14 protein-coding genes are annotated in these 16,377 nt (G+C 35.4%); 12 read left to right on the top strand and 2 right to left on the bottom strand.

Annotated features, from left to right (window positions below):
• Positions 1 to 211 precede the first annotated feature (211 nt).
• Positions 212 to 2,476: a T9SS type A sorting domain-containing protein gene (locus tag BXY82_RS01505; RefSeq protein WP_133756417.1), complete on the bottom strand. Its 2,265-nt coding sequence runs from the start codon at positions 2,474 to 2,476 to the stop codon at positions 212 to 214.
• Between the two features lie 332 nt (positions 2,477 to 2,808).
• A complete protein-coding gene (locus BXY82_RS01500) occupies positions 2,809 to 3,687 on the bottom strand; it encodes a T9SS type A sorting domain-containing protein (RefSeq protein WP_133756416.1) in 879 nt (292 codons plus the stop codon).
• A gap of 944 nt (positions 3,688 to 4,631) precedes the next feature.
• Here BXY82_RS01500 and BXY82_RS01495 point away from each other — a divergent pair.
• From BXY82_RS01495 to BXY82_RS15560, 12 genes are all read left to right on the top strand, one after another.
• A complete protein-coding gene (locus BXY82_RS01495) occupies positions 4,632 to 6,029 on the top strand; it encodes a UDP-glucose 6-dehydrogenase (protein WP_133756415.1) in 1,398 nt (465 codons plus the stop codon).
• Entirely contained in the window at positions 6,013 to 7,056 is a 1,044-nt protein-coding gene (locus BXY82_RS01490; RefSeq protein WP_133756414.1) for an NAD-dependent epimerase/dehydratase family protein, read from the top strand. The genes BXY82_RS01495 and BXY82_RS01490 overlap by 17 nt, the downstream gene beginning before the upstream one ends.
• Before the next feature lie 208 nt (positions 7,057 to 7,264).
• A complete protein-coding gene (locus BXY82_RS01485) occupies positions 7,265 to 8,218 on the top strand; it encodes a Gfo/Idh/MocA family oxidoreductase (protein WP_133756413.1) in 954 nt (317 codons plus the stop codon).
• A 172-nt stretch (positions 8,219 to 8,390) separates the two neighbouring features.
• A complete protein-coding gene (locus BXY82_RS01480) occupies positions 8,391 to 8,963 on the top strand; it encodes an acyltransferase (RefSeq protein ID WP_133756412.1) in 573 nt (190 codons plus the stop codon).
• A 318-nt stretch (positions 8,964 to 9,281) separates the two neighbouring features.
• On the top strand, positions 9,282 to 10,331 hold the full coding sequence (rfbB, locus tag BXY82_RS01475) for a dTDP-glucose 4,6-dehydratase (RefSeq protein WP_133756411.1): 1,050 nt from the start codon (positions 9,282 to 9,284) through the stop codon (positions 10,329 to 10,331).
• A 38-nt stretch (positions 10,332 to 10,369) separates the two neighbouring features.
• Positions 10,370 to 10,603, top strand: a complete 234-nt coding sequence (locus BXY82_RS01470; RefSeq protein WP_262711360.1) for a four helix bundle protein — start codon at positions 10,370 to 10,372, stop codon at positions 10,601 to 10,603.
• A 195-nt stretch (positions 10,604 to 10,798) separates the two neighbouring features.
• Positions 10,799 to 11,671 carry a glucose-1-phosphate thymidylyltransferase RfbA gene (gene rfbA / locus BXY82_RS01465; RefSeq protein ID WP_133756409.1) on the top strand — a complete coding sequence of 291 codons (873 nt, stop codon included), beginning with the start codon at positions 10,799 to 10,801 and terminating at the stop codon, positions 11,669 to 11,671.
• Positions 11,672 to 12,268: 597 nt separating this feature from the next.
• A complete protein-coding gene (locus BXY82_RS01460; protein WP_133756408.1) occupies positions 12,269 to 13,240 on the top strand; it encodes an SDR family oxidoreductase in 972 nt (323 codons plus the stop codon).
• A 54-nt stretch (positions 13,241 to 13,294) separates the two neighbouring features.
• A complete protein-coding gene (locus BXY82_RS01455; RefSeq protein WP_133756407.1) occupies positions 13,295 to 14,590 on the top strand; it encodes a nucleotide sugar dehydrogenase in 1,296 nt (431 codons plus the stop codon).
• Positions 14,591 to 14,847: 257 nt separating this feature from the next.
• On the top strand, positions 14,848 to 15,903 hold the full coding sequence (gene rfbB, locus BXY82_RS01450; protein ID WP_133756406.1) for a dTDP-glucose 4,6-dehydratase: 1,056 nt from the start codon (positions 14,848 to 14,850) through the stop codon (positions 15,901 to 15,903).
• A 98-nt stretch (positions 15,904 to 16,001) separates the two neighbouring features.
• Positions 16,002 to 16,238, top strand: a complete 237-nt coding sequence (locus BXY82_RS01445; RefSeq protein ID WP_243835647.1) for a four helix bundle protein — start codon at positions 16,002 to 16,004, stop codon at positions 16,236 to 16,238.
• A gap of 13 nt (positions 16,239 to 16,251) precedes the next feature.
• Entirely contained in the window at positions 16,252 to 16,365 is a 114-nt protein-coding gene (locus BXY82_RS15560) for a hypothetical protein (protein WP_317128571.1), read from the top strand.
• Positions 16,366 to 16,377: the final 12 nt, after the last annotated feature.

The following is a 16,377-nucleotide window of genomic DNA, read 5'->3' as shown; positions in this document are numbered from 1 at the left end:
GCGCAAAAATCGTCTGTAATTTTTCATACGATAACTCTTTGTTGAAAAATCTTATGTTAATACACCACTTCTAATTCTAAAAAGAAGCATATATTGTTAATTGCAGAAAAAATTTTAAACTAATAGGTGTGGGGCAAAATTTATTCAAAAAAAAGTCCAATCTACATTTTATGTAAATTGGACTTTTTTAGAATATTAGTAAATAAGTATCTTATTTTATGATCACTTTCTGTGATTTTTCTTGACTCTTACTTGTTAATTTCACGATATAAACACCAGATGTAACTTGAGGTAAATTTATTTGATTATCATTTGAACCAGCTTTTAAAGTTGTAGAACTTATTACTCTGCCTTGAATGTCATAGATGGTTGCATTAGTTGGCTCTAATAATACGCCTTTAATGTAAACCGTCTTCAATTTAGAATAAATCTGTAAGCCGTTACTCATAAACGTTTCCTCCTCACTTAAGGTTCTATTTGATATTCTTAGAAAGAAACGCCCCGTACCTTTAAGAGTAGAATTCACTGTAAATTTATAATCTGAATTCGTTAATAATGTGAATGTATCAGTTACGTTGTCCTCTAAATACACTTCGGTTCCTTCTGGAAAAACTGTTTCTTGTAAGCTTACTGTAACCTGTTGTCCTTTTGTAGCATTGATGCCGATTGGAATCACTATTTCATTGGACAAATCTTCATAAGCCAAAGACTGAATTGTCATATCCAAACCTTTATTGTCTTCTACAAGGTGGGAGTAAATTGAGAAACTTGGTGCCTTCTCTCCAAAAATTACAGCATCATACCCGACATCCATAGCTTTAGTGGATTTATCGTTAAAATAAAGTTCAGTCTTGAATGAGTTGGTACCATTACTGATCTTTAGCTCCGTATGTGCAAGCTTTGAGTTTCCTGGTCTACCTAATATAAAATCGTCATCTTTACCATCTGTATAACCCTCTGCGGTACGTCTCCAAGCTGCCATAAAATCGACTGTTCCGCCATTAGATTGTGCAGCCACATAAAAAGCTTGACCTGGAGTTAAGGAAGGGTTCCCTTTTATTGGTAAGTTGGCCAAATTCCAGACAGTCCAAGTATTAGTAGTGGCGGTACCAGCATTATATCCATAGATTGCCGCCACATCCGGATCCAATTGATCAAGATTGTGATCTAAAAATTCATAAGCCTTTAAATAGGACGGAAATGGATTCCCAATTAAGTTCCATCTCGAAGAAGCTGAACCTGCACTATAAAGTATAGGTCTTGGAAGGTCTCCTGTATTAACTGTACCCTTGAAGGTAAAAGTGCCGTTGTCTGTTGATCCCGCTCTATAGCCCTGAGCTGATAGTAGCTGAGTTTTAGTGGTTGGGGTCCAAAACTCATATGTGCCAGGATTTTTTTTGTAAGGCCCGAAAAGTAATAATGAACCATCGGTTGAGCTTTTTATGTTCGTATTTACCTCTACAAACTTATCGAAACGTTGTCCAACGACAGGTGCAGAAATTAAATCGTTCCCTGAACTATTTACATGTCTTTTATAGGTTACTTCGCCATCAACCCCGTCTTCTACAATAAGGCTAGAATACTTTGTAGAGGAAGAATTAAGTATAAATTCACCGCCTTGGAGGTATAGACTTTCATTTACTATAACACTTGCAGTATCTGGTACAATAACCTGAGTGCCTGGAAACAACCTCATGTTTTTAACTTGAATATCTTTATTGATACCTGTTAATCCCCCTACAATATAAGTACCTGATTTGATGATTACATTTTTATCGCCTGTTGAACTGCTTGGTCCATTTGAAGTAAGTGGCGTCCAAACCCCATCATTATATTCCAAGCCATCAAAATTGACTGTGCCCCTCATTAAAATGCCTGGGTTTTGCATTAAATTATTAGTGTCAAATAAAGTATTAAGTTTTCCAATACCGTAAGGGCCATCCTCTCCATTGCCTTTCTGTTCATCATAAGCATATAAACGAAAATGAACTGTTCCACCAAAAGTAGATGTTATGGATGTGCTGAATATAAATCTTTCATTTGTTAGTTGAGACCCATGCGATCCATTACCAAGAAGATTCCAGGTTGACTGATTATCGGTGCTGTATTCGATTGTGAAATTGGTTGCGACATCTGTATTGCCTCTCGTTAGGGCCAATCTAATATCAGAAATAGTTATCGAATAATCAGCAGCTGTCGCTCCCACCGACCATTTAATAAATTTATTTTGAGCAATAGTTGGTGACAATCCCTTTTTGTCAAAGCCTTTGGACATAAAACCATCATGTGAACCATCAGTTGTACGTGTAACGCCTGAGCCGCGCTGAAATCCGGTTGCAGTTACATTACCTGCTGTGTTAGTAGATGTTGGGCCTATAATGTTAATGGCCTCTATCGCTGCAAGATCGACAGGTATTTGAGCGTATCCTAAATTTACAGTTAATAACGCTAATAAAATGAAGTAGAGTTTTTTCATAGTAGGTATTTTAATTTGTTAATGTATTTATTGTTTATTGAGCAACTCATCGGTATAACATTGATCAGTGAAAAAGATTTTAATTTGAGGGATAATAATCCAATCGGTTGTGTTGAAGGGATTTGGGGTTTCTTTTAAGTTGTTTATTGTAACACGATGTCAAATGCTCACAACAAAAGTACTAACACATATAAATCTAATGAACTATTAAAGTCCTACGGAATAAATACTCGTTGAAATACATTTTTTTATAAAATACAGACTGTTTTAAACGAAAAATCCAGTCATTTATAACAAAATGACTGGATTTTTGAATGGATAAATTGGTGGGCTTAATTTAGAATTACTTTTTTGGTAATTCTATTAGAATTTTCCTGAAGTATAATAATATAAATGCCAGGTTTTAAATTTGATACATTGATTCTATTCATTTTCTTACCCTGCAATACAGCATCTAAGACAGGTCTGCCCTGTAGGTCAGTAAGCTTTAGAGTTGTATTTTGTACAACGTCTCCTTTTATAGTTATTGCTTTCTCATTTTTCGAAAGAAATATTTTAAGTGCTGTTAAAGAGTTTTCAGGGTCAGGTACTAGTTCTTCTTCGGTGGGAGTCGTTTCTTCTTCAACTGTTGTAGTGTTTCGGATTATAATATTAAAGCGACCTACACCTAACAGTGCAGTATCAGCAGTAAATGTATAAGAACCTTCAGTAAGCAGCGTTTGGGTGTTCAGTTGTGTGTCTTCCAATATAATTTCAATTTCAGATTGAATATATTGGTTAGAAATTTTAATACTTGCAGAGAGGCCTTGAGCCATATTAACGCCTAATGGAATAATAGTTTCTTCACTTAAACATTTAAAAGGTAATGATTGAATAGCAAGATCAACATGGGCATAGTCTCCAGGATCCAATAGCTTTGAATAGATGGCGAAAGAAGACGCCGCTTTGCCCATCACTCCGGCATCATAACCAGGATCTAAACCGTAAGTTGATTGTTCATAAAAGTAGAATTCCGTAACGTCACGCTTAGCATCACTTTCTAAGGTCAATTCAAAGTACCCGAAATTAATTGGGTCTTCACTATTAAATGTTGTGTTTGATGTACTAAGGTTGTCATCAAAAGTGTTTGCACGTAATGCATTTTCTGGGTTTTTGCCATAGCTAGTTGCCACAACAAAACACGCCGCAATTTGTAGGTAGAATTGCTTCATAATGTAGGTTTTAGGGTTAAAAAAATAGTAAATTTGGTCTTCAAATATAGAAATCTGTTTGTATTTTTTACCTTAAACTATTGAATAATAATGTTAAAGTTTAATGCTGTTTATCGAACGAAAATGTAACTTTCTAGGAGTAAAAGATTTATAAAATTTAAATTTCAGAAATGCGACTAGTTTTAAGCTATTTATTATTTAAAACGTAATATAAACCTTACATTATTATGTCGATTAACAATTTTCTGACGCTGTTTACAGACAGGAGGACGTCTTATACCTTTTTTTTTAGGGAAATTTTCCAAATGTTTTTATCCGATTTGACTCCGGAGATAAATGTGTCTAAAATGAAAATGGATATCTAAACATAGTATCGTACAAAAAATCTAAAAATAACATTTAACACTTAGTTATAGACTCAAATTGTTTTGTGGGATGTAACTATGATATAATATAGGTTTGGCCTTTATATCACACAACTTTGAAATGTTTTATCCAAAATTTTACTAATGGCTTCTATAAGATGATTACCGTAAAGTTGTTTTTCGCATAATTCGTGTTGCCACGTATCACTATTACAAATCTTTCGAGTTATTAATTACTATTAATATAATTGACCATAACAGTGTTATTAAATGTGATTTGTTATATTTCACCTGTCAAAACCTAGATGTCCAATGGGTCCTAATAGTGTTTATAGTTAACATTCCTTGTAAACAGTCAATACGTTTTTTTAATTCTTCGTACTTTTGCTCCCTTTTAATGGAAGCCTATAATGTTGGATAATAATTTTTACATATAAATATTAACGCATAAGAATCAGTCTATTTGATTATTTTGCGTTAGTAATAGTGGAATAGAAAATCTAATAGTGTTTAAGGAAGATATCATAATACATTGTAATTTTCAGTATTTTAATATTAATAAAAGAGTTTAATCATATTATGAAAACTAAAGTAAAAAACATTTGTTGTATTGGCGCTGGTTACGTTGGTGGGCCAACTATGGCCGTCATTGCGCAAAAGAATCCGGACATAAAAGTGACGGTGGTAGATATTAATGCTGAGCGTATTGCCGCGTGGAATCATAATGATTTGGATCAATTGCCTATTTATGAGCCTGGTTTGGATGATGTGGTTTTAGAAGCTCGCAACCGAAATTTGTTCTTCAGTACAGATGTTGATGCTGCTATTGATGCTGCTGATATGATTTTTATTTCAGTCAACACCCCTACCAAAACTTATGGAAAAGGAAAAGGAATGGCCGCTGATCTAAAGTATATAGAGTTGTGTGCACGGCAGATTGCGAAAGTAGCAAAGACTGATAAAATTGTTGTAGAAAAATCAACCCTTCCTGTAAGAACTGCGCAGACCATTAAGAGTATTTTACAGAATACAGGCAATGGTGTTAAATTTCAAATTCTTTCCAATCCTGAGTTTTTGGCAGAAGGAACTGCAGTTCAGGATTTAATGGCCCCTGACCGTGTGCTCATAGGAGGCGAGCAAACCGAACTAGGAATGAAGGCCATTGCAGCATTAGTGGATGTATATTCAAGTTGGGTGCCCATTGAAAATATATTGACAACTAATTTATGGTCTTCAGAATTATCAAAATTAACAGCTAATGCTTTTTTGGCGCAGCGTGTTTCTTCTATCAATGCGCTTTCTGAACTTTGTGAAGTTACTGGGGCTGATGTTGATGAAGTTGCAAATGCCATTGGAAAAGATAGCAGAATAGGACCTAAATTTTTAAAATCGTCTGTCGGTTTTGGGGGATCATGTTTCCAGAAGGATATATTAAATTTGGTTTATATCGCTAAATCATATGGTTTAAATGAGGTAGCCGACTATTGGGAGCAGGTCATCATTATGAATGATTATCAAAAACACCGTTTTGCGGCAAAAATCATTCAGACCTTATATAATACCATTTCAGGTAAGAAAATTGCATTTTTAGGATGGGCTTTTAAAAAGGATACCAATGATACTCGAGAATCGGCTGCTATATATGTTGCAGATCAACTTATAGAAGAACAGGCTAATATTGTTGTCTATGACCCTAAAGTGACGGCGCAACAAATGCAAAGTGACCTTAATTACCTCAATACGCGTTCAGAAACAGAAAATGAAACGTTTTTAACTACAATAGTAGATCCTTACGAAACATGTAAAGACGCCCATGCCATTGCTGTGTTAACAGAATGGGATGAATTTAAGGCCTATGATTGGCAGCGTATTTATGAGGCTATGCAAAAACCAGCATTTGTGTTTGATGGCCGTGGGGTTTTAGATCATGAACAATTACGAACTATAGGATTTCAAGTGTATGCCATTGGAAAATAGAAACAGATCAAATACTATATTAGTAACAGGCGCTGCAGGGTTTATTGGGTTTCACGTATCCAAGGCGCTGTTGAACTTAGGGTATACAGTAATAGGTATCGATAACCTTAATGATTATTATGATGTCAATTTAAAGTTGGCGCGGCTAGAGGAATTGGGTATTGATAAAACTCAAGCGCTTCAAGATCTTAACGAAACTTCCAGCAGCACTTTTGGTAGCCGTATGATTTTTGTTAAGATGAATTTGGAAGATAGAGAGTCCTTGCCAAAACTTTTTGAAAACTTCGCGGTAGATCGTGTTTGTAATTTGGCAGCCCAGGCAGGCGTTCGGTACTCTTTAGAAAATCCTGAGGCCTATGCAGATAGTAATTTGACTGGATTTTTAAATATTCTCGAGTGTTGCCGTAACTTTAAAGTGACTAAATTAGTATATGCTAGCAGCTCTAGTATTTACGGAAATAGTGATAATGTTCCCTTTGAGGAAACAGCCAATGTAGACCACCCGGTCAGTTTATATGCTGCTACCAAGAAAGCAAATGAATTAATGGCTCATGCCTATACGCATTTGTATGGTTTTGAATCTATTGGTTTAAGGTTTTTCACGGTTTACGGACCATGGGGAAGACCTGATATGGCTATGTTCCTATTTACTGAGGCTATTGTGAATGAGAAACCACTTAAAGTGTTTAATAACGGCGATCTTTCTCGTGATTTTACATATATAGACGATATCGTTGCAGGTGTTTTAGCAACGCTTCTACACACTTCAAAAAACGCGTCGCCCTATAAACTTTATAATATAGGCAACAGTAAGCCGGTACAGCTATTGGAGTATATTGAAGCAATAGAGAGTGCATTAAATAAAAAGGCGATACGACAAATGTTGCCAATGCAACCGGGTGATGTTAAGCAGACCTATGCAGATGTTAGTGCGCTGCAAAACGATTATAATTATCAACCTAAAACTGAAGTAAGAGAAGGTATTGCAGCTTTTGTAGCCTGGTATAAATCGTTTTATATGATATAGAGGATGGATTTGTGAGGATTTAGATATAAGAAAAGAGAAAAGAGAAAAGAGAAAAGAGAATCAGGAATCAAGACTTGCATCCATCCGGGTTTTTATAAAATTAGTTCGTTTATACAATTTTAAATAATGATTACCGAATAATCATTTAACATTCAACATTCAACATTCAACAATCAACAATCAACAATCCCATGAGCATTTACTACTTATGAAAAATTTCGCATTAATTGGGGCTGCCGGTTATATCGCACCTCGTCATATGAAAGCGATTAAGGATACAAGCAACACTTTGGTGGCCGCACTAGATCCTTATGACGGGATTGGGGTAATGGATAGTTATTTTCCCCATGCCAGTTTCTTTACGGAATTTGAACGTTTTGACCGGTTCGTGGATAAGTGGCGAAGAAATAGTGGTCATAAAATTGATTATGTTTCTATCTGTTCTCCAAATTACTTGCATGATTCCCATATCCGTTTTGCTCTGCGTAGTGGTGCCCACGCCATATCTGAAAAACCTTTAGTTTTAAATCCATGGAATGTGGATCAGTTGAAAGTTATTGAAAACGAAACGGGAAAACGGATTTATAATATCCTTCAGTTGCGCCATCACCCAATCATAATTGCTTTAAAAGAAAAAATCGCTAAAGAATTGAAAAGCAATCCGGATAAGGTATATGAAATAGATCTGACCTATTTAACTTCAAGAGGAAAATGGTATTTTGTATCCTGGAAGGGCGATGAAGCAAAATCGGGCGGTATTGCTTCTAATATAGGAGTTCATTTTTTTGACATGCTCTGTTGGATTTTTGGCAATGTTCAAGAAAGCATAACTCACCTAAAAACTGCAGATACCAATGCCGGATATTTGAAATTAAAGCACGCTAATGTCAGATGGTTTTTATCCGTAAATTATAATCATATTCCTGATGCGATTAAAGCTAAGGGAGCAACTACCTATCGCTCCATTACCGTAGATGGTGAAGACATTGAATTTAGTGGTGGGTTTACTGATCTGCATACTAAAAGTTATGAAGAAATATTGAAAGGCAATGGTTTTGGGTTAGACGACGCCTATGGCTCCATCAACACAGTGTCGGCCATAAGAACCTTGGATCCCATCGGACTAAAAGGCGACTACCATCCATTATGTAAAAGAATCTGATGATGTGCATAATAATTAACTATCCAAATTTTTTTTTATTTTGCACCTAACACCTAACACCTAACACCTAACACCTAACACCTAACACCTAACACCTAACACCTAACACCTAACACCTAACACCTAACACCTAACACCTAACACCTAACACCTAACACCTAACACCTAACAAATGAGCGATTATTTTATTCATGAATCCAGTTATATAGATGACGATGTGCGGATTGGGAAAGGTACCAAAATCTGGCATTTTAGTCATATCTTATCCCATACTAATATAGGTGAGAACTGTTCATTTGGACAAAATTGTGTCGTTGGTCCAAAGGTGAAGATTGGCAATAATGTAAAAGTCCAAAATAACATTTCCATTTATGAAGGTGTAGTGGTGGAAGATGATGTGTTTATCGGTCCGTCAGTTGTATTTACAAATGTTGTCAATCCTAGAAGTTTTATCGTCCGAAAGCAGGAGTATAAAAATACCTTACTAAAAAAGGGTGTTTCTATTGGTGCGAATGCTACCATTGTTTGCGGGAATGTTCTAGGCGCGTATGCCTTTATTGGCGCAGGTGCTGTGGTAACTAAGGATGTTCCTGATTTCGCATTGGTGGTTGGGAACCCTGCGCGTCAAATGGGTTGGGTTAGTAAAGCAGGTCATAAATTAGAGTTAAATGTTAACAATATCGCTACATGCCCTGAAACAGGGGAGAGGTATCAGTTAATTGGCAACCTTCTTACTGTAATTTGAGTTTTTTGTATGAGAAAAAAGAATAAAGAAAAGAGAAGAGAGAGAGAGAGAGAAGAGCGTGAGGAAGGATGAAGTGTGAACTGCTATGTTAAGGTTGAAATATTGTAGTGATTTCAGTAGGTGAGACTAAAATCTGACGTTAACAAATAGTATGATATCCATTTTTAGATTACTAATTGTTCATGTAATTCACGAATCATTAAGGTGTCTAGCTGATTAAAAATTAAATCTGTAATTGTAAGTGCCTGCTCCTAGAAATCTTGTATAAAACGAGCAGTACGTGATATCAAATGTTTTTAAGGGAATTAAAAAATAGAAATGCAAGAAAAAATTTTAATTACAGGTGGCGCCGGGTTTATTGGAAGTCATGTTGTTAGGCGCTTTGTAAATCAGTATCCAAATTATCACATCTACAATTTAGATGCTTTAACCTATGCGGGCAACTTGGAAAATTTACGAGACATTGAAAATGCATCAAACTATACCTTTGTTTTTGGTGATATCACAGATGAAGTCTTTATAAATGACCTATTTGCAAAATATCAATTTGATAGCGTTATTCATTTAGCAGCGGAATCTCATGTTGACCGTTCCATTGCCGAGCCTTTGACCTTTACAAAAACGAACATTTTAGGGACAATGATTTTGCTTAATGCTTTTAAAAAATTATGGCAAGATAAGTGGGAAGACAAGCGTTTTTACCATGTGAGTACGGATGAGGTGTATGGTTCATTAGAAGAAACTGGGCAGTTTACTGAAAAGACTTCTTACGCCCCAAATTCACCGTATGCAGCATCAAAAGCAAGTTCAGATCATTTTGTTAGAGCGTATGGTGAAACTTATGGAATGCCTTATGTCATATCTAATTGTTCCAATAATTATGGACCAAACCATTTTCCTGAAAAATTAATTCCTTTATTTATAAATAATATCATTAATGAAAAAGCATTGCCTCTATATGGCGATGGTAATTATACTAGAGACTGGTTGTATGTTATCGACCACGCAATAGCAATTGATGTCGTTTATCATAATGGGGTGAATCATGAAACCTATAATATTGGAGGTTTTAATGAGTGGAAAAATATTGACTTAGTAAAATTGCTATGTCAACAAATGGATGAGAAGCTGGGAAGAAAAGTTGGCGAAAGTGAAAAGTTAATCACCTTTGTTAAAAATCGCCCTGGGCACGACTTGCGTTATGCTATAGATGCCTCTAAAATCAACAAAGAATTAGGATGGACACCTTCCGTTACATTTGAAGAAGGCTTATCACAAACTATTGATTGGTATTTAGAGAACAAGAAATGGATGGATAATATAACAAATGGGGCTTATCAGGAGTATTATAAGGAGCAGTATAAGTAAATTGTTGATTTGTAAATTGTAGATGCGTTAATTTGTGAATCGCGACATTAAGTAGTTCTGCAAACATTGCAGAAGGGATGTCCCGAAATACAAACAAAGATAAATCTAGGTTTATCAATCAAAGTTTCAGCTCATCTATTGAAGTTTTAAACTTTTTAATTATCACCAGAGATTTAGAACTGATTACTGAAGAAGAGTATGTTAAGATACGTGAGAACGTTGAAAGGATCACAAATCAACTCAATGCTTTAAATAATAAATTAAAAGAATAAACTGAAGAAAAGATTTGTACTAAATCTAGATTTATAATAATTCAGAGAATTCAAACCATAGAATCCATACCCAGATTTATAAATCAACAAATGGATCCTACAAGGACATAGTTACAATATAATTAGTGAAATAGTAAATTAACAGAATATCAAAGCAAATTTACGAATCATCGAATTTACAAAATTACAAACAGCATGAAAGGAATAATACTAGCAGGAGGTACTGGTACGCGTTTGCACCCCTTGACATTGGCAGTTAGTAAGCAGTTGCTTCCAATCTACGATAAGCCTATGATATATTATCCACTTTCGGTTTTAATGTTGGCTGAAATAAAGGAAATCTTAATCATTTCTACACCACATGATCTTCCAAATTTTAAAAAACTTTTTGGAGATGGTTCGCAATTTGGAATTCAATTAAGTTATATAGAACAACCGAGTCCAGATGGCTTAGCTCAAGCTTTTGTATTAGGTGAAGCGTTTATTGGTAATGACGATGTCTGTTTGGTTTTAGGAGATAACATTTTTTATGGTGCCGGTTTACAAAACATATTATCTAATGCCGTCAAGACTGTTAAGGATGAAGGTAAAGCCATAATTTTTGGTAATTATGTCAAAGATCCGCAACGTTATGGAGTTGTAGATTTTGATGCTGATGGAAATGTCATTAGCATTGAGGAGAAACCAAAAACGCCAAAATCAAATTATGCTGTAGTGGGCTTGTATTTTTATCCTAATTCAGTAATTGAGATTGCCAAACAAGTCACACCGTCTAAGCGTGGAGAGTTAGAAATCACAACGGTGAATCAAATGTATTTGGAACAAAGCAATTTAGTAGTTCAAATTCTTAGTAGAGGCTTTGCTTGGCTTGATACTGGAACCCATGAGGCCTTAACTGAAGCTACAGAATTTGTAAAGTCCGTGGAGAAGCGTACTGGACTAAAAATTGCGTGTTTAGAAGAAATTGCGATTCGACATAAATGGGTTGGCGTAGATGAAATTGCCAGAAAAGTTGAAAACTTAAAAGGCGATTATTATGATTATTTAAAAAAAATAATTGAGACATAATTGTTTTAATTATGGCAGTGTATGTGAATTCATCTAGACTCTAGAGTTAATGATGGTCTTAGCTTTAATATCTGACGGTGTATAGTGGCATTGATTAGTCTTTTCTGTAAAAGTAATGCTACAGTATGGTTATGGTGCTTATAAGTTGTGTCAGCTATTAAATGTGATTTTTATGTTACTAAAAGATTATTTCATCGCGTAGAGTTATTGGTGACGATACAAATTTTGGTGTCCGCAGTAAAAGTTTAAATCAAAGTTCATACTAAACCCACTCATAACTTCTAAATAACTCGTATGGGTAGAGTCAATTTGTATTTTTAAATTAATCAGTCTCAGTCATTACAACCATAGCTTCACACTATTTTAGAGATGAATCTCTCCAAGAATATATAGTCAGTTTGTAATAAAATTGTAATTTTGCAAGTTCGAAAAAATGATTTTTTAAATTTTTCAATCAAATTTGATGCTGTGTCGAGCATTTAAATTAATTATATACCTAATGGGATCAAGTTGAACTATTGAACCTATTAAAACGTTGGTGTAGTCAATTTATAATGAGGCTTGTTGTGCATATTTGAGTGACAAATAAACATAGAAATGCAAGAAAAAATTTTAATTACCGGTGGCGCAGGGTTTATCGGATCCAACCTCACAGAGCACTTTCTTGATAAGGGATACCAGGTTACTGTTTTAGACAATTTTGCGACCGGGCACCATCATAATTTAACCGTTTTTAAAAATGATTCCAATTTCACTTTAATTGAAGGTGATATTCGTAATTTGGAGGATTGTCAAAAGGCTGTGGAAGGAGCGCATTATGTGTTACATCAAGCTGCATTGGGCTCGGTACCACGTTCCATTAATGACCCGATAACTACTAACGACGTTAATGTGTCAGGGTTTTTAAATATGCTTACAGCGTCTAGAGACGCCAAAGTAAAACGATTTGTTTATGCAGCTAGTTCATCTACGTATGGAGATTCTCAAGGATTACCTAAGGTCGAAGATGTAATTGGTAAACCTCTGTCGCCCTATGCTATCACTAAATATGTCAACGAATTGTACGCTGATATCTTTTCTAAAACGTACGGGATGGAGTGTATTGGTTTGCGATATTTTAATGTGTTTGGAAGAAAACAGGATCCTAATGGCGCCTATGCAGCAGTCATACCAAAATTTGTCATGCAATTTATGGCCTATGAAAGTCCAGTGATTAATGGTGGTGGTGATTACTCGCGTGATTTTACCTATATCGATAATGTCATTCAAATGAATGAACGTGCCATGCTAACCAATGATTCAGATGCTGTCAATACTGTATATAATACTGCAGTTGGCGATCGTACAACGCTGAATCAGTTGGTAGGATACATAAAAGACGGACTCAGTGCTTACGATACTAAAATTGCAGATGTTGAAGTTGTACATGGACCTAATAGGGCAGGAGATATTCCTCATTCTTTAGCAAGTATCGAAAAAGCACAAACATTGTTGGGGTATCAGCCTACGCATACCATTCAAGCGGGTATAAAGGAAGCATTAGCTTGGTATTGGAATAATTTAAAATAATAAATGCTAATCCTTAGGACAAATAAGGATCATCACACAATATAAAATAAAAGTATGAACACAATTGATACAAATGCAAAAATAGCCATTATTGGTCTTGGATATGTTGGCTTGCCATTAGCACGACTGTTTGCTACCAAATACCCAGTTGTCGGTTTCGACATCAATCAAGGAAGAATTGATGGCTTAAATTCTGGTACAGACTCCACTTTAGAGGTTGAGGATGCTATTTTACAAGCTGTTTTGGTTGATCAACCCTCTGACGCTAATGGTTTATATTGTTCTTCTAATTTAGAGGATATCAAAGATTGTAACATCTATATTGTTACAGTACCTACGCCTGTAGATAAAAATAACCGCCCAGACTTGACGCCGCTTTATAAATCGAGCGAGACGGTTGGAAAGGTGTTGAAGAAAGGAGATATTGTTATTTATGAATCTACCGTATATCCTGGGGTTACTGAAGACGAATGTGTCCCAGTATTAGAAAAAGTGTCAGGGTTAAGATTTAATGTGGATTTCTTTGCAGGCTATTCACCTGAACGTATCAATCCAGGAGATAAAGAGCATACCGTGGAAAAAATCCTAAAGGTTACTGCAGGATCAACGCCGGAAATAGGTGAGAAAGTAGATCTATTGTACAAATCCGTAATTACAGCAGGCACGCATTTAGCACCAAGTATTAAGGTTGCGGAAGCAGCTAAAGTAATTGAAAACTCGCAGCGGGATATCAACATCGCTTTTGTCAATGAATTAGCCAAGATATTCAATATTTTAGATATTGATACCCATGCTGTCTTGGAAGCGGCTGGAACCAAATGGAACTTTCTGCCGTTTAAACCAGGTTTAGTTGGAGGGCATTGTATTGGTGTAGATCCTTACTATCTGGCTCAAAAGGCACAAGAACATGGTTACCATCCTGAAATCATCTTGGCAGGACGGCGTTTAAATGACTCAATGGGGAGCTATGTGGCTTCAGAAGTGGTAAAGAGCATGATCAAAAAAGGGATCTATGTGAGTGAGGCCGAGGTATTGATATTGGGAATTACGTTTAAGGAAAATTGTCCAGATGTAAGGAATACCAGAATTGTGGATGTCATAAGTGCATTAAAGGAATATGGTGTTAAAGTAAGCACGTACGACCCATGGGCAAACCCGGAAGAAGTTAAAAGTGAGTATAATTTAGACATGACGGATCAGTTGCCAAAAGAGCGTTATGACGCTGTTGTTTTAGGAGTGGCCCATAAGGAATTTCTATCTTTAGATTTAACTAGCCTAAAAAAGGAGAAAGCAATTGTCTATGATGTAAAAGGGGTGTTGCCAGAAGGAGATTGTGACGGCAAATTGTAGATTATTAAATGCTGAAAATTTTAATGGGGAATTGGGTATGTCGCTTAAATGACGATTTTAATCCATTGTTTCTCTTTAAATTTAAGATATCTTTGCTGAAGATTAATCTATATAAAACGCTATGATTTATATAGATTTTTCTTTGTTTAAACCTAGGTGAAAATAAACGCGTATTAAAAGGGATGTCCAGTTTTTTAAGATCCCTTTAATCTTATTAAAGAAATTCAGGAATGTTTTTTTAGAATTAGTTATTAATTATGGAAACAAATAAAAAAATATTAATTACAGGCGGCGCTGGTTTCATCGGAAGTCATGTTGTGAGACGTTTTGTTACCCAATATCCAAATTATCATATTTATAATTTAGATGCGTTAACCTATGCGGGGAATCTAGAGAATCTTAGAGATGTTGAATATGCTTCCAACTACACATTCCTACATGGAGACATTACAGATGAAGATTTTATTAACGGCATATTTTCAGAATATCAATTTGATGGTGTTGTTCATTTAGCGGCTGAGTCTCATGTGGATCGTTCGATTACAGATCCGTTGGCCTTTGCAAAGACTAATATCTTAGGAACCATGATTTTGCTAAATGCTTTTAAAGAATTATGGAAAGATAATTGGGAAGAAAAGCGTTTTTATCATGTGAGTACAGATGAGGTCTATGGTTCTTTAGGAGAAACAGGTTTGTTTACTGAAACAACGTCTTATGATCCGAATTCACCGTATTCGGCATCTAAAGCGAGTTCCGACCATTTTGTTAGAGCTTATGGTGAAACTTACGGAATGCCTTATGTGATTTCCAATTGTTCCAATAATTATGGGCCGAATCATTTTCCGGAAAAATTAATTCCTCTATTTATCAATAATATCATCAATAAAAAAGCATTACCTGTATATGGTGATGGCAATTATACCAGAGATTGGTTATATGTTATTGATCACGCTATCGCTATTGACTTAGTATATCATAAAGGGGAAAACCATGAAACGTATAATATTGGTGGTTTTAATGAATGGAAGAATATTGACTTAGTGAAATTATTGTGTCAACAAATGGATGATAAGCTCGGTAGAACAACAGGAGAGAGCGAAAAACTAATCACATATGTAAAAGACCGTCCAGGTCATGATTTACGCTATGCCATAGACGCGTCTAAAATCAACAAAGAATTAGGATGGTCACCTTCTGTAACATTTGAAGAAGGCCTGTCAAAAACCATCGATTGGTTTTTAGAGAATAAAGAATGGATGGATAATGTCACAAGTGGGGCTTATCAGGAGTATTATAAGGAGCAGTATAAATAAGTTATCAAGTTAAGAAGTGATCTTATGACGTAGTTATGTAAGTTCGTAATCACACATTATATTAAACACCATAACACTATAACTGAGCAGAATCCATCATGACAATACCATCCCATAAAGATTTTACCCTTTGGAAAGAAAGTATGGCTCTAGTTGAGGATATATATCGATTGATTGGAGCTTTCCCAAAAGAAGAATTATATGGACTAACTAGCCAAATTAGAAGGGCAGCAGTTTCAATACCTTCGAATATTGCTGAAGGAACTGGTAGAAATGGTGAGAAAGAGTTTTCAAGATTCTTGTATATCACGTTAGGGAGCTTTAGCAGAACTTGAAACACAATTTGAGATAGCTATTCGTTTTAAATATCTTGTACCAGATGAACAAACAGAAAGAATTTTTGATAAGATTATTTTCATTAGAAGAATGCTGTCTAAGCTTATAACATTTCTAAAGATTTAAACCTCATAACAA

Source organism: Gelidibacter sediminis, assembly GCF_004364975.1.
GTDB lineage: Bacteria > Bacteroidota > Bacteroidia > Flavobacteriales > Flavobacteriaceae > Gelidibacter > Gelidibacter sediminis.
Note: the sequence above shows the minus strand (reverse complement) of the source record. Positions and strands in the feature narration are given on the sequence as shown.